Source organism: Sphingomonas arenae, from assembly GCF_016924655.1.
Taxonomy (GTDB): Bacteria; Pseudomonadota; Alphaproteobacteria; order Sphingomonadales; family Sphingomonadaceae; genus Sphingomicrobium; species Sphingomicrobium arenae.
On record NZ_JAFFJU010000001.1, the window covers coordinates 523,821 to 543,934 of the forward strand.

A 20,114-nucleotide genomic window follows, 5' to 3' on the forward strand; every position below is an offset into this window, starting at 1 on the left:
ATGCGCCGTCTGGCCCTTCTTCTGCTCGCGCCTTTGCTCGTGTCGGCCACCGATCCGGCGAGCCAGGCGCGCGCCGATGCCGCGGCGGCGGGTCGCGAGGTCCAGCGGCTGGAGCAGGCTGCCCGGGACGCGCGGACCGAGGCGGAGAAGTTGCGCGCCGAGCAGGCCGCCGCAGCCGCGTCCATCGTGGCGGCGGAAAGCCGGATCAGCGCCGCCGAACTGCGCAGCGCCGCGCTCCAGCGTCAACTCGCAGAGCGCAAGGCGAAGCTCGCCGCGGAGCAACGGCCCGCGGCCATGCTGCTCGCCGGCGTGGCCCAGATGGGCCGTCGTCCGCCGTTGCTCGCGCTTGCCGACCGCGGCTCGATCCGCGACTTCGTCACGATCCGGGCGCTGCTCGACACCACCGTCCCCGTTATCCGGGTGCGAACCGCTGCTCTCAGTACCGAGCTGGCAAAGGTCCAGCGGCTCGCGGAACAGGCCCGCGCCAATGCCGCCGAACTCGCACGCGAGAGGATAACGCTCCGTGAGGCGCAGCAGCGTTTCGCCGCTCTCGAGCGCGCGGCGATCGGGCGTGCGACGCGGCTCGGCGGTCAGGCCATCGCGGCGGGTGACGTGGCACTTGGCGCCGGCGAGCAGGCGGCGATGCTGGAGCGCGAGGCGGTTCAGCAGCGCAGCGCCGCACGGCTCGCGGCCGACCTCGGCCGGCTGCCACCCGCTGCCGCCCGCCCCTTCCCGCCGGAGGGCGGTCCGGCCCCTCCCGCCCTCGACTGGCAGATGCCGATCCAGGCGCGCGTGCTCACCGGCCTGTCCGAAGTGTCCGAGCATGGCGTGCGTTCACGCGGGGTCACGGTCGATGCCTACCGGGGCGCGCCCGTGCTCGCTCCCGCCGACGGTCGGGTCGCCTTCGCCGGTCCATTCCGCCGCCGTGAGGGCGTGGTGATCCTCGACCATGGCAACGGCTGGATGACGCTGATGACCGAGGTAAGAACGACGTTGCCGGTCGGCTCTGCGGTCTCGAAAGGCGTGCCGATCGGCCGGGCGCTGGGCGACATTACCGTGGAATTGAGCCGAAACGGCACGCCGCAGCCTTCGGCCCTCATCGCGCGTTCATCTCCCTTGCTGTCAAAGACCGGCAAGACAGGCTAGATGGTCCCATCTGACCGCAAGGATTCGCGTATGATCCGCAAGCTGCTTCCCCCGCTCGCTCTCGTCGGCGCCCTGGCGCTGGTTCCGGTCACCACCTCTTCGCTCGCGGCGGCGGATGTGGACACCTACAAGGAGCTCGAGACCTTCATGGGCGTGTTCGAGCGCGTCCGGGCCAATTACGTCGACAAGGTGGATGATCACACGCTGATCAAGGGCGCCATCGACGGCATGCTCGCCAGCCTCGACCCGCACAGCAGCTACCTGGAAGCATCGGACTTCCAGCAGATGCGCACGACGACCGAAGGCAATTACGGGGGCCTCGGCCTTTCGGTCACCATGGAGGACGGCACCGTCAAGGTGATATCCCCGACCGAGGACACTCCCGCCGACCGCGCCGGGATCAAGGCCGGCGACTACATCACCCACATCAATGGCGAGCTGCTTTATGGCCTCGACCTCGACGAGGCGGTCGAAAAGATGCGCGGCCCTCCCGGCAGCGGCATCAAGCTGACCATCGTCCGTCCGGGTCGTGACAAGCCGTTTGACGTTGCGCTCAACCGGGAGCGCATCGAGCTTCGCCCGGTGAAGTGGGAGATCAAGGACGGGATCGGCATCGTCAACATCAACAGCTTCTCGGCGAACGTGGGTGCCGCCACCGAAGCGGCGCTGAAGGCGATCGACAAGGCGGCGGGCGGCAAGCCCATCGGCTACGTCGTCGACCTGCGCTCCAACCCGGGTGGCCTCCTCGACCAAGCGATCGAAGTGTCGGACGCCTTCCTGGAGCGGGGTGAGATCGTCTCGGAGCGCGGCCGGGAGAAGGATGACATCGAGCGCTTCTATGCCACGCCGGGCGACCTGACCGGCGGGCGGCCGATCATTGTGCTGGTCGATGCGGGTTCCGCCTCGGCCGCGGAGATCGTCGCCGGCGCACTGCAGGATCAGCGCCGCGCGATCGTCATGGGCGAGCGCAGCTTCGGCAAGGGCTCTGTCCAGACCGTCATTCAGCTGGACCAGGACAGCGCGCTCCGCCTGACCACGGCGCGCTACTTCACGCCTTCGGGCCGGTCGGTGCAGGCGGGCGGAATCGATCCGGACATCGCCGTGCCGCAGCTGAGTGATCCCGACTACAAGGACCGGCCGACAGTCCGCGAAGCCGACCTTCGCCGGCACCTCGTCGCGCAGAACAAGGTGGACGACGCGCTGCTCGAAAAGGACGACACGACCGATCCGCGCTTCGCGATGACCGCCGCGGAGCTGGAGAAGAAGGGCGTGAAGGACTTCCAGCTGGATTATGCGATCAAGACCCTGAAGCGCCTGAACCCGGCGCTGCGCACCGCGGCCGGCGGGGCGGCAGCCAAGTCGCGTTAAACCGATGGACGCTCGACGGGGCAGCATCGGCGTGAGGGCAGCGGACAGCAGCCTTCGCCGGGCACAATGGCTGTCGGTACTGGTGCCGTTCGGGCTCCTCGCCGGAGCATTGGGCTCGCAGCATCTCGGCGGCTTGAACCCGTGCGAGATGTGCTACTGGCAGCGTTATCCGCACTGGGCCGCGCTGGCGCTGGGCGGCTTGAGCTTCTTCCTCCCCCGGGGCGCACGCCCCCTGACTCTGCTGGCCGCGCTTGCGGTCGCCGTGTCGGGTGCGATCGGCGTCTTTCATGCCGGGGTCGAGCTCAAGTGGTGGCAGGGCCTCACGGAATGCACCGCCACCGGCGCGCGGACTCTCGAGGAAATCATGGCCTCACCGCTCGTCCGCTGCGACCAGGTCCAGTTCGAGTTCCTCGGCGTCTCCATGGCAGGCTGGAACGCCATCATCTCCCTTTCCGCTGCCGGAGCGATCGCATGGCTGAGCCTCAAGCGCCGCTGAGCGAGGCGCGCTGGCGCCCCGGTGATCGCGTGCCGGACACGGCGTCGATGATCCGCGTCGACCAGGCGGGCGAATATGGCGCGACCCGCATCTATGCCGGTCAGCTGGCCGTGCTTGCGTCCGGGTCGCCCGCCGCGCACCTCGTCGCCCGCATGGCTGCGCAGGAGGAGCGGCACCTCAAGCGCTTCAACCAGCTGATGGCAGAGCGGCGGGTCCGCCCGACCCTGCTTCAGCCCTTGTGGAATGCTGGGGGCTTCGCATTGGGAGCGGTCACCGCGCTGATCGGCGAGAAGGCGGCCATGGCCTGCACGGACGCGGTCGAAACGGAGATCGACCGCCACTATGCCGAGCAATTGCGCGACCTCGGTGATAGCGATCCCGAGCTTGCGGCGGATATCCGCGACTTTCAGGCCGAAGAGCTGGAGCATCGGGACGTTGCACGGGAAGCCGGCGCGATGGATGCTCCGGCCTATCCGGTCCTGACCACCGCCATTCGCGGCATCTGCCGGGTCGCGATCGGACTTTCGAAGAGAATCTAAGGGGATACGCCGGGAGCCTTCATCCGTTCTCGGCGACAGAAAGGAAGCGTCATGTTGAAGTTTGCTCTCGCGGCCGCCGGCCTCGCCGGAACTGCCCTCACCGTCGCGGCCGCCGGCGCACCCGCCGCGGCCCAGAATGCCAGCGGCAATATCAGCGAGATCATCGTCTACGGCACCGACCCGTGCCCGCGCTCGACCGATGACGAAGTCGTGGTCTGCGCCCGCAAGCCGGAGAGCGAGCGCTATCGTATCCCTGAAAACCTCCGCACCGGCGGCGCCCGCCAGACCCGTGAAAGCTGGGCGGCGCGTGCCCGCAGCTTCGAGACGGTCGGCCGCACCGGCATCAACAGCTGCTCGGCCGTCGGTCCGGGCGGGCACACCGGCTGCCTCCAGCAGATCATCGACCAGGCCCGCGCGGAGAGCGCCGAGGCGGCGGTCGAAGGCACTCCCCCGGAGCAATAAGGACGTTGTTACCCCGGCCTTGAGCCGGGGTCCGCCTTACTACCGAGTCACGAGGTCTAACCCCGCTCCGCCGCAATCCACCCCTTCACTTGCGCCTCGAGCACATCGAGCGGCACCGACCCTTGCCCCAGCACCGCGTCATGGAAGCGACGCAGGTCGAAGCGGTCGCCTAGCTCCCGTTCCGCCTGCGTGCGCAGTTCGCGGATCTTCAGTTCGCCCAGCTTGTAGGCGAGCGCCTGTCCCGGATCGCTGATGTAGCGGTTCACCTCGGCGTCGATGTTCGCTTCGGTCAGCGTGCCGTTGTCGCGGAAGTACTGGACCGCCTGTTCCTTGCTCCAGCCCTTGGAGTGGATGCCCGTGTCCACCACCAGCCGGATGGCCCGCCACATCTCGTAGCCAAGCCGGCCCATATCCTTCTGCGGCGTGTCGTAGATGCCCATCTCGATCCCGAGCCGCTCGGAATAGAGGCCCCAGCCCTCCACGAATGCGGTGAAGAACGCGAGGTTCTTGCGCCACGGCGGCATGGCCAGTTCCTGCTGCAGGGCGATCTGCTGATGGTGACCGGGAACGGCCTCGTGGACCGTCAGCGCCGGGATCTCCCAGAACGGCCGTTGGTCGAGCTTGGTGGTGTTCACGAGATAGAAGCCCGCGAGCCCGGTCTCGACGCTGCCGGGCTGATAGCGCGCGGTGGTATCGCCCGGCGCGGTGGCGAGATTCATCGGCCGGATGCCATAGGGCAGGCGCGCCAGCCGCCCAATCAGGCTCGGCATCTTCCCATCGATGACCTTGGCCTGGAGAGCCGTCTTCTCCAGCAATTCCTCCGGCGTCCTGGCGAACCATTTGGCGTTGGTCCGCATGTCCTGGATCATGGCCGTCCGGCTCGGGAACCCGGCCTTGCTCGCCACCTGGTCCATCTCGGCGCGGATCCGGGCTACTTCCTTCAGGCCAATCTCGTGGATCTGCTCGGGCGTCAGGTTCGTCGTGGTGTGCTGGCGAACCAGGAAGGCGTAATATTCACGGCCCTGCGGCGTGGACGAGATGCTGATGTTCTGACGGCACCTGCCGGCAAGCTCCCTGGCATAAAGCTGCGCGAACTCACGATAGGCCGGGTTCACCTGGCTCCGGATCACCTCCTGCGCGCGCGCCTGCAACGCCGCCCAGTCCGCCGCTGCCACTCCGCCCGGCCGCTGCCCGGCGAACGGCGCGTAGAAGCGCGACTTGGCGGGGTCGTCCGCGATCTGCCCGGTGATGGTGTCGGGCATGCGGGTCAGCGTCACGCACGGCTGGACGAAGCCCTCCCGCGCCGCCTTCCGGCTGATCTCGCCATAAGCCTTCATCCGCGACGGCACGAGAGCAAGGCGCGCAAGGTAGTTGTCGTAATCCGCCTTGGTGCGGAACGGCAGGGTCTCGCCGAGCCCCGCCAGATTGTCGTGGTACGACCCGAGCGTCGAATAGAGCATCTGCCGGTGCCCGAAGCGGTTCGCCTCGACCTGGTCCGACAGCATGGTGCGAAGGATCGCATGGTTGGTCTGGTCCGCCGGGCTGAGCGCACTCGTTGGGATGGCTTGCAGTCGCTTCAGGAACGCGCCGGCTTCCGCCGCCTGCCGGTCCATCTCGGCGAGGCTGAGCGGCGCCAATTCCCGGTCGTAGGTCGACACGCCGACCTGCGTCGCAAAGATCGGGTAAGTCTTCAGCGCCGCCGCCCAAACGTCGTCCTGCAGCTTCGCGAAGTCTTCCGTCGGGCCCGCGACGGCAGGCGCGCCGAGAGCCAGCACGCTGGCGGCAAGCGCAAGAGTCCAACGGCGCATTCATTCCTCCCTCACCCGGTTGCGCGAACAGGAGAGGAGAAGGCGAACCCCGGGTCAAGCCCGCGCCGACGAGAGCTCAGGCGAAGGTCCGGCCAATCGGCTCCCGCGGCGCGAACCGTTCGAACTCGACCCGGTCATGGGCACAGAACAAGGTGACCTCGCCCCGACGCTCCACGGACAGCGCCCGCAGCTTTTCCTGGTTGGTCAGCCGCGCCTGCCGATCCACCTCCATCATCCGCTGATAGAAGCGCATTCCGGGCGGGCAGCGCCGCTCCGTGTGCCCGACCTCGCCGTGAAAGAAGTAGGCGTCGGCCGCGTAGAACAGCCAGCCGTTCCCAGTATCCACCGCCACTCCGCTATGGCCCCAGGTGTGACCCGCCAGCGGGACCAGCAGGATCTCGGGCGGAAGGCCGTCGAGCTGGCGAACGGCATCGAAGCCCATCCACGGCTCGCCCCGGCCCATTGGGTAGAGCTTCCACTCCTTCACCTCGTCCCATTGCTGGGGACGGTAGCGGCGCGTCCCGACGAAGGCGCCGCCGCGCTGTTCGTCGGCGACTTCCTTCTCCCGCGCGGTGATGTGCACGGTCGCATTCGGAAAGTCCTCGAGCCCCCCGGCGTGATCGAAGTCGAGATGGCTGACCAGGATGTGCCGAACGTCGGCCGGGTCGAAACCGAGTGCGCGCACCTGGTGAGCGGCGGTCTCCCCTTCGCGGAACTGCGGCTGGTTGAGGAAGCGAAAAAAGCCACTCAGCCGCGAGCGCCGAGCAATGTCCTTCCGGCCGAAGCCGGTGTCGACCAGCACCAGGCCGGCATCCGTCTCGATCAGCATGCAATGGCAGACGATATGCCCGTGCAGCAGGCCGTGGCTCGATCCGTCGAACACCCGTCCGCCCCAGGGACAACAGGTTCCACAGTTCAGATGATGGATGCGCATCGGCCAAGACTCCTGTGCCCGCCAACGCCTGCCCTGCCCACGCGGGACCAGCCGTTGCGCGCGCGGAACGGAGCCGGGGTCCAGCCGTTCGCCACTCAACAGGAGGATCGTTCATGGACGCCAGCGCACGGCTGACCACCCTCACCCGCCTCGGCTTTGCTGCCCGCGGGCTGCTCTACCTCGTCATCGCCTATCTGATTATCCGCACCGGTCGAACCGAGGATGTCAGCGGCGCGCTCCGCTACCTCGGCGAGGGTGGCGGCAGACTCCTGCTGATCGTCATGGCCGCTGGCCTAATCGGCTACGGCCTGTGGCGCCTCAGCGATGCCGCCTTCAACGTCGAGCGCCATGACGACGACAAGCAGGGGATGGCGCAGCGGGCGGGTGCGGCTGGGAGTGGCCTCATCCACCTGTTCCTCGCCTGGCAAGCAATCTCTCTCATCCGCGGAGCCGCCCGTTCCAGCAGCGGCAACGGGACCCAGGAAGGCGCACAGTCCGCGCTCAGCCTACCCGGCGGAACGCTGATGCTGCTGCTTGCCGGCCTGGTCCTGATCGGCGTCGGGTTCTTCCAGCTGGTGAAGGCCGCAAAGGCGAGCTTCTGCGACAATCTCGACCCAAGCGTTGCGCACGAGCCATGGGTGAAATGGGCGGGACGCCTCGGCTATGCGGCCCGGGGCATCGTGTTCCTCATCAGCGGCTTCTTCCTGTCTCGCGCGGGAACGGAGGCGCAGGCGAGCGAAGCCGGCGGGATGGAGCAGGCACTGTCCTGGCTGACCAGCCCATGGGACATGATCATCGCCATCGGCCTCGCCGCCTTCGGGATCTTCAGCCTGGTCGAGGCCCGCTACCGGATCATCCACAACCCGTCCGCGGGGGCGCTCGGCCAGCAGGCCCGGTCCAAGCTGTCCGTCTGACCTAAACGCCGGAAAAGCAACGAAAGCTTGCGCGAGCGAGCGCGTGAACATATATCGAACAGATGGCGCAGCTCGACACCCGCGAGAAGCTGGCGATCCTCGCGGACGCGGCGAAATATGATGCGAGTTGCGCGTCGTCCGGCACGACCAAGCGCGACAGTCGCGGCGGCAAGGGCGTCGGCTCGTCGGAAGGGATGGGCATTTGCCACGCCTATGCGCCGGACGGGCGCTGCATCAGCCTGCTCAAGATCCTGCTGACCAACAGCTGCATCTTCGACTGCCATTATTGCATTAACCGCAAGAGCTCGAACGTGCGCCGCGCGCGGTTCACCGCCCAAGAGGTCGTGAACCTCACCCTCGCCTTCTACAAGCGCAACTATATCGAGGGGCTGTTTCTTTCCTCCGGAATCATCCGCTCGTCCAACTATACGATGGAGCAGCTGGTGGAGGTCGCCCGCTCCCTGCGCGAGGACCACGACTTCCGCGGCTACATCCACCTCAAGACCATTCCCGATGCCGACCCGGAGCTGGTGCGGCAGGCGGGACTTCATGCCGACCGTGTGTCGATCAACGTCGAGCTGCCGACGGAGCCCGGCCTCGCCCGTCTTGCTCCAGAAAAGAGTGCGCCGCAGATCGAAGGGGCGATGCGCGACATGAAGGGCGCGATCGAGGACACGAAGGATGCGCGCTCCAAGTACAAGAGCGCGCCCAAGTTCGCGCCCGCCGGCCAATCCACGCAGATGATCGTCGGGGCGGACGCCGCCACAGACACAGACATCGTGCAAAAGGCGTCGACACTCTACGACCGCTTCTCACTCCGGCGCGTCTACTACTCAGCCTTTTCGCCGATCCCCGACGCCAGTGCGGTTCTCCCATTGCAGCGCCCGCCATTGATGCGGGAACACCGGCTCTACCAGTCGGACTGGCTAATGCGCTTCTACGGCTTCAAGCCGGCCGAGGTGGTGCAAGCAGCGGAGCCCAGCGGCATGCTCCCGCTCGACATCGACCCGAAGCTCGCCTGGGCGCTCAAGTTCCGCGAGCACTTTCCCGTCGATGTGAACCGCGCCAGTCGCGAGCAGTTGCTGCGCGTGCCGGGCCTCGGCACCAAGGCCGTGGACCGCATCCTCAAGTCGCGCCGGTTCCGCACCTTCACCCTCGACGACGTGGCGCGCCTGACCGTCAGCATCGCCAAGCTGCGGCCGTTCATCGTCACCAGTGACTGGCGCCCGACCCTGCTCACCGATCGGGCCGACTTGAAGTCCCTCGTGACGCCCAAGCGCGAACAGCTGGAGCTGTTCGCGGCGTGAACCGCTGCTTTGAGGCAGATCAACTCACCTCGCTTTCCCCGCTCCTAAGGCTCGCTTCGACAACGAGAACAGCCACTGGGAGCGATCATGAAGACCGGGTTTTTCCTTGCCGTTGCAGCCATCGGCGTCGCAGCGCCGGCCCATGCGGAAGCGGGCGACATCCTGCTGCGTGCACGCGCCATTGCCGTCGCGCCGCAGGAGGATTCGAGCGGCATAACGCCAGCCTTCTCGAGCGAGGAGGTGAAGGTCTCCACCAGCTTCGCGCCGGAGGTCGACATCACCTACATGGCGACGGACAACATCGGGTTCGAGCTGATCGCCGCCACGACCAAGCACAAGGTGTCGGGCAAGACCGGAACGACCGGCTCCATCGGCAAGCTGGCGTCGACCTGGGTGCTGCCGCCGACGCTCACCGCCCAGTACCACTTCAACCCCAAGGGCAAGGTCCGGCCTTACGTCGGCGTGGGCGTGAACTACACCCTGTTCTACTCGGAGAAGGCGAGCGACGGGCTGGAGGCGGCGGTTGGAAACACCGACGTGAAACTGGACAGCAGCTTCGGCCTTGCGGCGCAGGTCGGGCTGGACGTGGCAATTACGGACCGGGTCTTCCTGAACCTCGATGCCAAGTACATCGACATCGACACGGATGCGCGGCTGGCGACGGCGGCTGCGGGCACGCAGCGGGTAAAGGTGAGCATCGATCCGCTGGTGTTCGGCATCGGAATCGGGACGAAGTTCTAGGTGCGAGCCCTCCTCCCCTCACGCAGGGGAGAGGAGCATGACCGGCCCCGTTCGGGTCACCCTGAAGGAGCCGGACGATTTCGACGGGTGGCGTGACGCCGCGCGCGACCTCCTCACGGCCGGACTTCGGCCACCGGAGGTCGTGTGGACCGTCGAAGGCGGGGAGGCGGAGCTGTTCGGCCGCGAGGCGTCCCGGGCGGGGGCGTCCGAGGGTGCGAGCTTCTCCGTCCCCCGCCAGTTCGTGGACCTCGCCAAGGCAGTCGTCTGCCACTCCGACCCGGAGCGCTTCGGCCTGCTCTACGCCATGCTGTGGAAGCTCAAGGCGAACCGGAAGGCACTGGAGGACCGGGCCGACCCGCTGACCGATCGGCTGGAGCGCCTCGCCAAGGAGGTGCGCCGCGACGCGCACAAGATGCATGCCTTTGTCCGCTTCCGTGAACTGACGGAAGCCGATGGGCAGACCCGCTTCGTCGCGTGGTTCGAACCGGACCACCACATCGTCCGGCGCGAGGCCGGCTTCTTCGTCCGGCGCTTCGCCAACATGCGCTGGTCGATCCTGACCCCCGAGCTGTCGATCCACTGGGACGGCGAGAACCTGACCGAGGGGCCGGGCGCCACGCAAGCCGATGCGCCGGGTGGCGATCCGCTCGAGGAGACGTGGAAGACCTATTACGCCAGCATCTTCAACCCGGCGCGCCTCAAGGTGAAGGCGATGCTGAAGGAAATGCCAAAGAAATACTGGCGCAACATGCCGGAGACCTCGCTCGTTGCCCCGCTGATCGCGGGTGCCCGCGCCAGGGAGCTGGAGATGATCGACCGCGCAGCCGCTAAGGACGGGCTCGCCAGTGCGCTGGAGGCCGAACGCCGCATCGAGCCCGGCGGCAACCTCCGCGCCAGCTGGGAAGCGCTGCTGGCCGAAGCTCGCTCATGCACGCGCTGCGACCTCTACAAATGCGGCACCCAGACGGTGTTCGGCGAGGGGCCGCTCAATGCCCGCATCCTGTTCGTCGGGGAGCAGCCGGGGGACCAGGAAGACCTTGCCGGCCGTCCGTTCGTCGGCCCCGCCGGCCAGCTGTTCGACGCCTCGCTCCAGGCCGCGGGTATCGACCGCACGCAGACCTACGTCACCAACGCGGTCAAGCACTTCAAGTTCGAACAACGCGGCAAACGGCGCATCCATTCCAAGCCTGACGCCGGCGAAATCGAAGCCTGCCGCTGGTGGCAGGAGCAGGAGCGCGCGCTCATCCGCCCGCCGCTGACCGTCGCCCTGGGCGCAACGGCGGCCCGCTCGCTAACCGGCAAGACGGTGACCATCAGCCGCGCACGCGAGGCGCCGCTGACACTCGCCGACGGCAGCGAATGCTGGATCACCGTGCACCCCAGCTTCCTCCTCCGCATCCCGGAAGAGGACCGCCGAGCCGAAGAACGCGCCCGCTTCGTCGAGGACCTCAAACGAATCCGCCTCCGAAGCGAGGAACTTGCCGGATCGTGACGCCTAGAAGTCCAGCTTCAGTGTCGCCCGCGCGGTCCGGTGCGCGCCCGGTGCGATGTTGTTGTCGTTGTGCGCGGTCGCGAAATAATCCGCGCCAAGCAGGTTCTCCACATTGAGCTGCGCATTCACCCCATTCGCGATGCGGTAAAAGGCCGCCGCATCGACCCGCGCAAAGCTCGGCAGCACCACCTGGTTGCTGATTGACGCATAGGACTTCGACCGCGCGATCACGCCCACGCCCACCCCGAGCGGCTTCGACACCTGGTAGCGCGTCCAGAGCGAGGCACTGTGCTTCGGGACCAGCGCGACCTTCCGGCCGGCGGGAGCGGCCGTCGTGGTCCGCGTGATCTCCGCGTCCTGCCAGGCATATCCTGCCGAGACCTGCCAATCGTCGCTGATGCTGCGCTCCAGCCCCAGTTCCAGGCCGCGCGTCCGCTGCTCGCCGGTCAGCACGATGCGGGTCGGATCGGCCGGGTCGGTGGCCCGCGTGTTGCTTCGGTCGAGGCGATAGATCGCGGCCGTCGCGAGCAGGCCCCGGACCGGCTCCCACTTGGCGCCAAGCTCGAGATTGTCGAACCGCTCCGGCTTGAGCGCCTCGGTCGTGAGGTCGAGCCCGCTGAACTGGTCGCCCGATTGCGGCAGGTAGGAACGGCTATAGCTCGCGTAGATCGACAGGTTCTCGAGCGGCTTCAGGATCACGCCCAGGCGCGGCGAGACCAGCTTGTCCGTCCGGACGAACTCGGGCCGAGCCGCGGTCGGGCGGAAGTCCGCCACCTCCAGACGGAAGTGATCGAAGCGCAAGCCGGCCAGGATCTCCAGCCATTCCGTAGGACGAAGCTGTTCCTGCACGTAGACCGCGGCCACCTCGGCCCGGGTCCGGTTGTCGGCATCCGTGCCCGCAGGCGAGGGCGCGAAGGTGACGTCCACGTCCACCGTAGGGTCGCTGAGCGGGGCGCGGTTCCCCGGCAGGCCGGAAATCGTGCCCGACAGGCGCTGATTGCGGCTCTTCTGCCAGCCCACCTCGAACCCTACGAGCAGCGTCTGGTCGATCCCGCCCAGCGACCCTTCATAGACAAGGTCCGTCTGGCTGATCAGGTTCTTCCGGTCGTTGCGGCTGTTGTATGCGCCCAGCGTCACGCCTTCCGGCAGTGGGACCGGCGTGGTCTGCGCGGCAAGCACCGTGCTCGACGGGTACACGTTCTGGTAGAACTTGTCGTAGTCGCCGAGCAGCGTGCGGTTGCGGATGCTGAGCCCGCCGCCGAAATCGTGACTGATCGCGAAGGTGGCGATGTTCACGTCGGCCCTGGAGAAACTGAGGTCCGGATCGCCGAAGAAGGTGCGGTCGAAGCCCTCCAGCGGCTCGCCGTTCAGCGATGGCACGCCGCGATCGGTGGTCCGCCGATCGTGGAAATACTCGTAGCCAAGGTCGATCCGGGTGTCGGGCGTGACCAGCAGGCCCACCGTCGGGTTGATGCCGTAGCGCTCCAGCTCGACATGCCGGCGGAAGCTCTCGCCATTCTCGTAGACTGCGTTCAGCCGTCCGCCGACGTTCTCGCCGAGAGGATGGTCGATGTCCGTGCTCAGGCGATAGCCACCCTCGCTGTCGACCGATCCGATCGCCTCATAGTGGGCACCGAGGCTCGCGCGCTTGGTGACACGGTTGATGATCCCGCCGCCGCCGCCCCGGCCGAAGACCATCGCGTTGGGCCCGCGCAGGACCTCCACCCGGTCCACGTTGTAGAAGTCGCGGAAATACTGGACGTCGTCCCGCAGGCCGTCGCGGAAGAAGTCGGCCGTCGTGTTGTTACCGCGCAGCGTCAGCTGGTCGCGATTGGCCTCCCCGGTCCCGGGCGTCGCTCCCGGCACGAACAGCAGCAGGTCCGCGACGGAGCGGAGCTGCTGATCCTCGATCTGGCTCTCGGAGATGACCGTAAGTGCTTGGGGAATGTCCTTGATCTGGGTCTCGGTCCTCGTTGCGGTGCTGGTCGACTTGACGCCATATTCCTCGCGCTGACCGGTCACGACGATCGGATCGACATTCGCCATGTCGGCCGCGTCCACGCTGGTGGAAGCAGCCGTGGTGCCGGTGTCGGTGGCATGAGCCGCCGAGGACAGGACGAGCAAGGACGTGGCGCCAAGCAAGGCGCGAACAGCGACGGACACGGTACTTTCCCCTTCGAACGTGGTTCGTTTCGTGTCCGCCCGATTATCGCTAATGAGAGTCGTTCGCAATCACGTAGCGGCCGCAATCGAGAATCATTATCAGTTCATGGGCTTCAATCGATTATTCCGCCGCGAGCAGGGTCTCCGCCGCGCCGAGATCGACGGAGACAAGCCGGCTGATGCCCTTCTCGATCATGGTCACACCGTAGAGCCGGTGCATCCGGCTCATAGTCACGGCGTTGTGCGTGACGATCAGATAGCGGGTGTCCGTCTCCGCGCTCATTCGCGCGAGCAGGTCGCAGAAGCGTTCGACATTGGCATCGTCCAGCGGCGCATCGACCTCGTCGAGAACGCAAATCGGCGCGGGGTTGGTCAGGAACAAGGCGAAGATCAGCGCCACTGCCGTCAACGCCTGCTCGCCGCCGGACAGCAGGGTCAGCGCGGTCAGCCGCTTGCCCGGCGGCTGGGCCATGATCTCCAGCCCCGCCTCCAGCGGATCGTCGGACTCGACCAGCTGCAGATGCGCCTGGCCGCCGTCGAACAAGGTGGTGAACAGGCTCCGGAAGTGCCGGTCCACCTGCTCATAGGCCTCCAGCAGGCGAATGCGACCTTCGCGGTTGAGGTTGCCGATCGAGCCCCGCAGCCGATGGATCGCCTCCTGCAGTTCGTCCCGCTCCGCCGCGCCCTTCACCCGCGACTCGTCGAGCTCGGCGAGTTCCTGCTCCGCTACCAGGTTGACCGGCCCCAACCGCTCCCGGTCCGCGGTCAATTTCTCAAGCGTGGCGCTCTCGTCCGCCGGGTCGGCGAGGTCGGCCGCGTCGAAGCCGAGCTTGCCCGGAAGCAAAGGTGGCGGGCATTCGAACTTCTCGCCGCTCACCCGACCATATTCGATCCGCCGCGCGACCTGCCCTTCGGCCCGGGCGTCCGCTGCCGCGCGTCGTTCCCGGGCGCCCGCCATGGCCTCGTTCGCCGCGCCGAACGCGCGCCCGAGTTCCGCCAGCGCCGCCTCTGCTTCGCGCTCCGCGGCGAGTGTCGCCGAGATCTGCCCTTCGCCGTCACGCGCCTGCCGCTCCAACGAGTCGATCTCCTCGCTCAGGCGATCCGGTTCGTCGGCAAGGGCATTTTGCTCCTCGGCCAGGGCATCGGCCCGCGCCGCCGTGTCCGTGATGCGCTGGTCCGCGGCCTGGGCCCGCTGCTCCCACGCCAGCTGTTCCTTGCCCGCCGCTGCATGGCGCTCACGGTCCGCCGCCGCCGTGCGCGCCCGGGTCGCCGCCTCGGCCCGTTTGTCGGCGACCGCTGCTCCGTGCCGCGAAGCCAGCGCCCGGGCCGCGACGATCTCGTCGGCGAGGAGGCTTGCTTGAGGGAGCGCCGCCAGCGCGGCTTCGGCCTGCGCGACGGCTCCTGCCGCTGCGTCTCGGACCGGCTCCAACTCGACCCGCCGCTCCGCGAGCACGGTCCGCTGCCCCTCCAGACGTTCTAGCGCAGCACGGGCGGCATCCTCCGCCCGTGCGGCCTCACGAGCGTCCCGCTCAGCGGCAGCAATCTGCTGACGAGCACCGTCGGCGGCCCGGCGAGCCGAGTCGATCGCCTCCATGGCATCGCGCCGAACCTCCTCGGCCGATTCCACGTCGCTGCGCAGATCCGGAAGCACCCCGTCCAGCTCCGCCAGGCGATTCTGGCGGACCAGCCGCTCGGCCGCCGCCGCACCTCCGCCGGTCGCGACAAAGCCATCCCATCGCCGCATCCGGCCGTCGCGAGTGACGAGCCGCTGCCCGACCGCAAGAACCTGTCCGCTATCCGTCTCGGCAACCCCGACCTGCCGCAGCCGCCGGATCAGCTCCCTCGGAGCCTGCACATGGTCCGACAAGGGGACCAGATCGCTGGGCAGGGCGGGGTCCGTTTCGCGGCTCGCCGCTCCTCCCCAAAATCGGCTTCCCTCTTCGCCCACGGGCGCGTCGAGGTCATCGCCCAGCGCTGCGGCAAGCGCGCGTTCAAGGCCGGGCGCCACCCGAACGCTCGCCAGAACCGCCGCCCCGCCGCCACGTTGCAGGGCCTGGTCCAGCGCCCGCCGCTCCGCTTCCGCCGCCGCAAGCGCCGCTTTCGCCGAAGCGAGCGTGGTCTCGGCGGAGTCCCGTGTTTCCGCTGCCGCGGTCCGCGCCTGCTCCGCCACGGCGAGTTCCTGCTCCGACCTCGCCTGCTGCTCCGCCGCCGATGCGCGCCGCCGCGCCGCATCCTCCCGAGCTCGCTGCTCGGCGGCCCCGTCACCCAACGCCGCCTGCTGCGCCGCGAGCCGCGCCTCTTCCTGCTCGGTCCGCGCAAGCTGGGCCCGCGCTGCCGTCAGCGCAGCTTCGGCTACGCTGCGTTCGGCCTTCATTGCTGCCTCGCGCGCGAGCAATCCGGCGAGCGCCGCCTCGGCCTCGCGCGACAGGGCTTCGGCCGCCGTCAGCTCCGATGCGATCCGGGCCGCATCCTTCTCCCCGCTGGCGAGGCGCGTATCGATCGCGGAGCGCTCCTGAACCAGCGCCCGTCCGGCCGCCTGCGCATCCTCCCGCAATGCCAGTTCACGCGCCCGCTCCGCTTCCAGCTGCTCGGACAGCCGCTCCAACTCGACCAGCCGCCGCCGGACGGTGTCGAGCCGCGCCCGGGCGGTCGCGAGCTGGTGCGCCAGCGACTGCCCCCGCTCCCGTGCCGCGGACGCCGCAGCGCGCCGCTCGGTAACCAGCAGCGCCGCCCTGCCCTGCGCCTCCTGCGCCTCGGCCAGCTTGCCCTGCAGCGCCGCTACCTCGGCGCCCGCAGCCTTGGCTTCCGCGCTGGCGGCCTGTGCCGCCCGGTCGGCTTCGGCCCAGCGCGCATAGATCAGCCGCCCTTCCGACAGGCGGATGCGCTCGGTCAGCGCCCGATAGCGCTCCGCCACCCGCGCCTGCCGCCGCAGCGCGGACGCGCGGGCCTCCTGATCGGACAGGATCTCGTCGAGACGCGAGAGGTTCGCCTCCGTCGCCCGCAACTTCTGCTCGGCATCCTTGCGCCGCGCGTGGAGGCCGGCGATGCCCGCCGCTTCCTCCAGCATCTGCCGCCGCTCCGTCGGCTTCGCGGCGATCACCGCGCCGATCCGCCCCTGGCTGACCAGCGCGGGCGAGTGCGCTCCCGTCGCCGCATCCGCGAACAGCAGGGCGACGTCCTTCTGCCGGACATCGCGCCCGTCCAGCCGATATGCCGAGCCCGCACCCCGCTCGATCCGCCGGGTCACCTCGCTCTCGCCGCCCTCGCCTCCGTCCCGCTCGACCAGCATCGACACTTCGGCGAAATCGCGCGGGGGCCGGGTCGCGGTGCCGGCGAAGATCACGTCCTCCATCCCGCCGCCGCGTAGGGACTTGGGGCTGCCCTCGCCCATCACCCAGCGGATGGCCTCGAGCAGGTTCGACTTTCCGCAGCCGTTCGGGCCGACCACGCCGGTCAGCCCGGGCTCGATGCGAAGCTCCGCCGGCTCGACGAAGCTCTTGAAGCCGCTGAGTTTCAGCCGGCGAATGCGCAAGCGTTAACCCCCCGATCACATAGCCTTAGCCGCCGAGCGCCTCCCGGATCGCCGGCTCCAGCGTTTCCCAAGTGGCCGTCTGCTCGGCGAGCTGGCCATTGATGACGAAGGACGGCGTTCCGGTCAGGTTATACTGGCTGGTGCCGTCGCTGGTCATCTGCACCAGCCGGTCCACCGTAGCCTGGTCCGACAGGCAGGCGGACGTCTTGGCGGACGGCAGCCCCCGCTGCGCCGCCCAAGCCGGGAGCCCTGCGAACTCCGCCATCTTCTGGAACTGCTGCCCGGCCGGCAGTGTCTGCAGCGCCTGCTGCTGGTCCGCCGGGATCGCCTGGACTCGCTCGAACACCGCCTTCTGGTCGGCGAACAGCTGCGACGTCAGCTTGAAGAAGGTCGGGTTCGGACCCGCGCAGCGCGCAACCAGCGACATGGTGAGGTCGAGCGGATCGCGCACGAAGTTGCGGAACTCGTAGGACACCTGTCCGGTCTTCACATATTTGTCGACCAGCTGCGGCTCGCCCTTGGCGGAGAATTCGGCGCAATGCGGGCAGGTCATCGACGCGAACTCGATTACCTTCACCTTGGCATCCGGATTGCCCATCAGCATCCCGCCTTCGGGCGTCTGCGTGACCATTTGGGTCCAATCGCCGCCATTTGGCGCCGCAACCGGCGTGATTGGAGCGTCATTTGTGGCATTCAACGTGTTGCCATCTCCGCCCCCGCAGGCCGAAAGGGCCGCCGCGGCGGCAAGCAGGCTGAGCTTCTTGATCAAGAGTTCACTCCGGATTGTTGATGGGGTTGGGCAGGCGCGGTTGCGGCACGACGCGAGGGGCGCCGTTGGTCGCCGCGATCCGGCCCGCAAGGGATTCGAGGACCGTCCGAAGCTCATCGTCGGCAATGGCGCGCAGACCCTCGCCAAGCTCGCGCGGCACAGCGGCGGGCTGGACCCGCTCCGGCTTTGGAGCCGGCTTGACGGGCGCACCGCGACGGAAAGCTACCTTGGCCACGGCCTCGTAGCCGAAGAACCGGTTCACCCGCTCGATGATCATCGGCGTCAGGTGCTGGATCAGCGGCCCGTGCGCGCCTTCGATCAGCAAGGTCAGCGTTCCGCCCGCTTTCCGTCCCGCGGGAAAGCGGATTGATTCGGGCGTGGACACCCCGGCATAACGCTCGCCCACGATCTCCGGCCACCGGCTCACGATCGAGCCCTGGACGAAGCCGAAGCGCTTGAACGCCATGCCGCCGATGTCGCCAACCATGTCTCCTGCCTTACGGGCGCGGTTCTGACGCGGAGCATCGTTCGGCGTGGGCTTTTGCTTCGACATTGCGGGCGGTCATGCCATAGGCGAGCCATGCACGCCAATGCGGCAAATCGCCTTCTCCACCATTATCGTGCAACCGCCCGCGACCTGCCCTGGCGCGCGCGGCCGGGCGAGCCTGCTCCAGACCCGTATCGCGTGTGGCTGTCGGAGGTGATGCTGCAACAAACGACGGTGGCAGCGGTAACCCCGCGCTTCCTCCGCTTCGTCGAGCGTTGGCCGACCGTCGAGGCGCTCGCGGGGGCTGCGGACGAGGACATACTCGGCGAATGGGCCGGTCTCGGCTACTACGCCCGTGCCCGCAACCTCATCGCATGCGCTCGCGCCGTCGCCGTTCGTGGCGGCTTCCCTGAGACCGAGGAAGAACTGCGCAAGCTGCCGGGGCTCGGTGCCTACACTGCGGCAGCGGTTGCAGCGATCGCCTTCAGGCAGCAGGCCGTGGTAATCGACACCAATGTCGAGCGGGTCGTTGCGCGGCTGTTTGCCCTCACCGCAAAGACAGACGTGCGCGCCGCCGCCGAAGCCTTCTGGCCTCCTGAGCATAGTGGCGATTTCGCGCAGGCCTTGATGGATCTGGGCGCAACCATCTGCCGGCCCAAGTCGTCCGCCTGCTCCGCCTGCCCGCTCCTGCCCGACTGCAAGGCTGCGGCGCTAGGGACCCCAGAGGCATTCCCCGCCAAAGCCGCGAAGAAGGCGAAGCCGCACAGGTTCGGCGTCGCATGGTGGTCACGTCATGGCGAAGCCGTCCGCCTCGTCCGCCGTCCTCCCAAAGGGATGCTCGGCGGAATGGCAGCGCTTCCCGGACCGGAGTGGTGCAGCGAGCAGCCTGCCGCCAATCCGATCGCGATCGTGCGGCACGAGTTCACTCATTTCACCCTGGACCTTCTGATTGTGCCAGCCGATCATGACGAAGGCTGGTGGCAGCCCCTGGCCGAGTTGGCCAAAGTCGGACTGCCGTCCCTCTACCGAAAGGCCGTCGACGCCGCGCTTGCCGCAGAACGGGAGCCGCGCCTTGCCGCTTGATCCATTCTTCTCCGGCAGCGGTCTCGACCGCGCCGACCTCCTCCGGGCCGACGAAGCCACGCTCGCGGACCTGGCGGCCCGCAGCGACGCCCGCGAATTGCTGTGGAACGGCGCCCTTCCGCGGCTCGACGATCACGGTCGGCTCGGATGGGGTCCGATCCAGTCACCCGAGTTGTTCCTGGGCCTTGCTCCCGACGGCTCCCCTCGCTTCTCGGCGGTCGGCAGCGGCGCCTTCGATTACCGCGCGCAGTTCGGCGCGCTCAGCATCCTCGACCGAGCCGAGGCTGCCACCTGCGCCGCCGCGCTCAGCCTGGCCCAGTGGCATCGCCGGCATCGCTTCTGCGCCAATTGTGGCCAGCCCAGCCGATTGGTGCGCGGCGGGTGGTCCCGCCGTTGCCAAGCCTGCAGCGCCGAACATTTCCCGCGAGTCGATCCGGTTGTCATCATGCTTGCCGAGCATGACGGTCGCCTGCTCCTCGGCCGCCAGCCGCAATATCCTCCCGGCCGATATTCCGCCCTGGCCGGCTTCGTCGAAGTCGGCGAAAACATCGAAGCGGCCGTCGCGCGTGAGTTCCACGAGGAAGCCGGCATCACCGTCCGTGATGTCCGCTACCTTGCCAGCCAGCCTTGGCCGTTCCCATCCTCGCTGATGATCGGTTGCTGGGCAGAGGCGATTGACGACCGGCTGACGATCGACACCACGGAGCTGGACGATGCCCGCTGGTTCTCCCGCGAAGAGGTCGCATCCGCGCTCGCCGGGGAGCCGGATGCAGCCTTCCTCCCGCCGCCGCCATTCGCCATCGCGCGCACCCTGCTCGAGTGGTGGCTGGACGCTTGAAGAAGCGCAGGGGTGCCTCTAAAGGAGCGCGCAAT

The 20,114-nt window shown here is 68.0% G+C and carries 17 protein-coding genes; 11 read left to right on the forward strand and 6 right to left on the reverse strand.

Going from position 1 to position 20,114, the window contains the following annotated elements; translation table 11 throughout:
- Genes JT720_RS02645 through JT720_RS02665 form a run of 5 tightly spaced genes read left to right on the forward strand, consistent with a single transcriptional unit; the run spans position 1 to position 4,011 of the window.
- Positions 1-1,146, forward strand: a complete 1,146-nt coding sequence (locus JT720_RS02645) for a murein hydrolase activator EnvC family protein (RefSeq protein ID WP_205479175.1) — start codon at positions 1-3, stop codon at positions 1,144-1,146.
- Between the two features lie 30 nt (positions 1,147-1,176).
- The gene (locus JT720_RS02650; protein ID WP_205479176.1) at positions 1,177-2,514 is read left to right on the forward strand and encodes a S41 family peptidase; all 1,338 of its coding nucleotides are present in this window, start codon (positions 1,177-1,179) and stop codon (positions 2,512-2,514) included.
- A 4-nt stretch (positions 2,515-2,518) separates the two neighbouring features.
- On the forward strand, positions 2,519-3,010 hold the full coding sequence (locus tag JT720_RS02655; protein WP_205479177.1) for a disulfide bond formation protein B: 492 nt from the start codon (positions 2,519-2,521) through the stop codon (positions 3,008-3,010).
- A complete protein-coding gene (locus JT720_RS02660) occupies positions 2,986-3,549 on the forward strand; it encodes a demethoxyubiquinone hydroxylase family protein (RefSeq protein ID WP_205479178.1) in 564 nt (187 codons plus the stop codon). Before JT720_RS02655 ends, JT720_RS02660 begins: the two co-directional genes overlap by 25 nt.
- Positions 3,550-3,600: 51 nt before the next feature.
- The gene (locus JT720_RS02665) at positions 3,601-4,011 is read left to right on the forward strand and encodes a hypothetical protein (protein WP_205479179.1); all 411 of its coding nucleotides are present in this window, start codon (positions 3,601-3,603) and stop codon (positions 4,009-4,011) included.
- A 56-nt stretch (positions 4,012-4,067) separates the two neighbouring features.
- Here the strand turns inward: JT720_RS02665 and JT720_RS02670 are convergent, their stop codons facing one another.
- The gene (locus JT720_RS02670; RefSeq protein WP_205479180.1) at positions 4,068-5,819 is read right to left on the reverse strand and encodes a DUF885 domain-containing protein; all 1,752 of its coding nucleotides are present in this window, start codon (positions 5,817-5,819) and stop codon (positions 4,068-4,070) included.
- Between the two features lie 76 nt (positions 5,820-5,895).
- Complete coding sequence (locus tag JT720_RS02675; protein ID WP_205479181.1) at positions 5,896-6,753, reverse strand: MBL fold metallo-hydrolase; 858 nt, start codon at positions 6,751-6,753, stop codon at positions 5,896-5,898.
- Positions 6,754-6,866: 113 nt separating this feature from the next.
- Between JT720_RS02675 and JT720_RS02680 the strand changes: the two genes are divergently transcribed.
- The 4 genes from JT720_RS02680 to JT720_RS02695 all read left to right on the forward strand — a co-directional run bounded on the left by JT720_RS02680 (position 6,867) and on the right by JT720_RS02695 (position 11,207).
- The gene (locus JT720_RS02680) at positions 6,867-7,667 is read left to right on the forward strand and encodes a DUF1206 domain-containing protein (protein WP_205479183.1); all 801 of its coding nucleotides are present in this window, start codon (positions 6,867-6,869) and stop codon (positions 7,665-7,667) included.
- Positions 7,668-7,729: 62 nt separating this feature from the next.
- Positions 7,730-8,974 carry a putative DNA modification/repair radical SAM protein gene (locus JT720_RS02685; RefSeq protein WP_205479184.1) on the forward strand — a complete coding sequence of 415 codons (1,245 nt, stop codon included), beginning with the start codon at positions 7,730-7,732 and terminating at the stop codon, positions 8,972-8,974.
- Positions 8,975-9,061: 87 nt separating this feature from the next.
- A complete protein-coding gene (locus JT720_RS02690; protein WP_205479185.1) occupies positions 9,062-9,715 on the forward strand; it encodes an OmpW/AlkL family protein in 654 nt (217 codons plus the stop codon).
- A gap of 37 nt (positions 9,716-9,752) precedes the next feature.
- Positions 9,753-11,207, forward strand: a complete 1,455-nt coding sequence (locus JT720_RS02695; protein ID WP_205479186.1) for a UdgX family uracil-DNA binding protein — start codon at positions 9,753-9,755, stop codon at positions 11,205-11,207.
- A gap of 3 nt (positions 11,208-11,210) precedes the next feature.
- On the opposite strand, the gene JT720_RS02700 is transcribed toward JT720_RS02695, so the two are convergent.
- From JT720_RS02700 to JT720_RS02715, 4 genes are all read right to left on the reverse strand, one after another.
- Positions 11,211-13,370: a TonB-dependent receptor gene (locus JT720_RS02700; protein ID WP_336511927.1), complete on the reverse strand. Its 2,160-nt coding sequence runs from the start codon at positions 13,368-13,370 to the stop codon at positions 11,211-11,213.
- A 121-nt stretch (positions 13,371-13,491) separates the two neighbouring features.
- Positions 13,492-16,902, reverse strand: coding sequence for a chromosome segregation protein SMC (smc, locus tag JT720_RS02705; RefSeq protein ID WP_205479187.1), 3,411 nt, complete (start codon positions 16,900-16,902; stop codon positions 13,492-13,494).
- A gap of 25 nt (positions 16,903-16,927) precedes the next feature.
- Positions 16,928-17,671 carry a thioredoxin domain-containing protein gene (locus tag JT720_RS02710; protein ID WP_205479188.1) on the reverse strand — a complete coding sequence of 248 codons (744 nt, stop codon included), beginning with the start codon at positions 17,669-17,671 and terminating at the stop codon, positions 16,928-16,930.
- A 4-nt stretch (positions 17,672-17,675) separates the two neighbouring features.
- On the reverse strand, positions 17,676-18,224 hold the full coding sequence (locus JT720_RS02715) for a DUF721 domain-containing protein (RefSeq protein ID WP_205479189.1): 549 nt from the start codon (positions 18,222-18,224) through the stop codon (positions 17,676-17,678).
- A 27-nt stretch (positions 18,225-18,251) separates the two neighbouring features.
- Here JT720_RS02715 and JT720_RS02720 point away from each other — a divergent pair, with 27 nt between their 5' ends.
- On the forward strand, positions 18,252-19,241 hold the full coding sequence (locus JT720_RS02720) for an A/G-specific adenine glycosylase (RefSeq protein ID WP_205479190.1): 990 nt from the start codon (positions 18,252-18,254) through the stop codon (positions 19,239-19,241).
- The gene (nudC, locus tag JT720_RS02725) at positions 19,231-20,079 is read left to right on the forward strand and encodes an NAD(+) diphosphatase (RefSeq protein WP_237219621.1); all 849 of its coding nucleotides are present in this window, start codon (positions 19,231-19,233) and stop codon (positions 20,077-20,079) included. Before JT720_RS02720 ends, nudC begins: the two co-directional genes overlap by 11 nt.
- Positions 20,080-20,114 lie beyond the last annotated feature (35 nt).

What these genes read in the sequence shown, in the direction of transcription:
- JT720_RS02645 (WP_205479175.1), top strand. Translation starts at nt 1, where the DNA reads ATGCGCCGTCTGGCCCTTCTTCTGCTCGCGCCTTTGCTCGTGTCGGCC.
- JT720_RS02650 (WP_205479176.1), top strand. Translation starts at nt 1,177, where the DNA reads ATGATCCGCAAGCTGCTTCCCCCGCTCGCTCTCGTCGGCGCCCTGGCG.
- JT720_RS02655 (WP_205479177.1), top strand. Translation starts at nt 2,519, where the DNA reads ATGGACGCTCGACGGGGCAGCATCGGCGTGAGGGCAGCGGACAGCAGC.
- JT720_RS02660 (WP_205479178.1), top strand. Translation starts at nt 2,986, where the DNA reads ATGGCTGAGCCTCAAGCGCCGCTGAGCGAGGCGCGCTGGCGCCCCGGT.
- JT720_RS02665 (WP_205479179.1), top strand. Translation starts at nt 3,601, where the DNA reads ATGTTGAAGTTTGCTCTCGCGGCCGCCGGCCTCGCCGGAACTGCCCTC.
- JT720_RS02670 (WP_205479180.1), bottom strand. Translation starts at nt 5,819, where the DNA reads ATGCGCCGTTGGACTCTTGCGCTTGCCGCCAGCGTGCTGGCTCTCGGC.
- JT720_RS02675 (WP_205479181.1), bottom strand. Translation starts at nt 6,753, where the DNA reads ATGCGCATCCATCATCTGAACTGTGGAACCTGTTGTCCCTGGGGCGGA.
- JT720_RS02680 (WP_205479183.1), top strand. Translation starts at nt 6,867, where the DNA reads ATGGACGCCAGCGCACGGCTGACCACCCTCACCCGCCTCGGCTTTGCT.
- JT720_RS02685 (WP_205479184.1), top strand. Translation starts at nt 7,730, where the DNA reads ATGGCGCAGCTCGACACCCGCGAGAAGCTGGCGATCCTCGCGGACGCG.
- JT720_RS02690 (WP_205479185.1), top strand. Translation starts at nt 9,062, where the DNA reads ATGAAGACCGGGTTTTTCCTTGCCGTTGCAGCCATCGGCGTCGCAGCG.
- JT720_RS02695 (WP_205479186.1), top strand. Translation starts at nt 9,753, where the DNA reads ATGACCGGCCCCGTTCGGGTCACCCTGAAGGAGCCGGACGATTTCGAC.
- JT720_RS02715 (WP_205479189.1), bottom strand. Translation starts at nt 18,224, where the DNA reads ATGTCGAAGCAAAAGCCCACGCCGAACGATGCTCCGCGTCAGAACCGC.
- JT720_RS02720 (WP_205479190.1), top strand. Translation starts at nt 18,252, where the DNA reads ATGCACGCCAATGCGGCAAATCGCCTTCTCCACCATTATCGTGCAACC.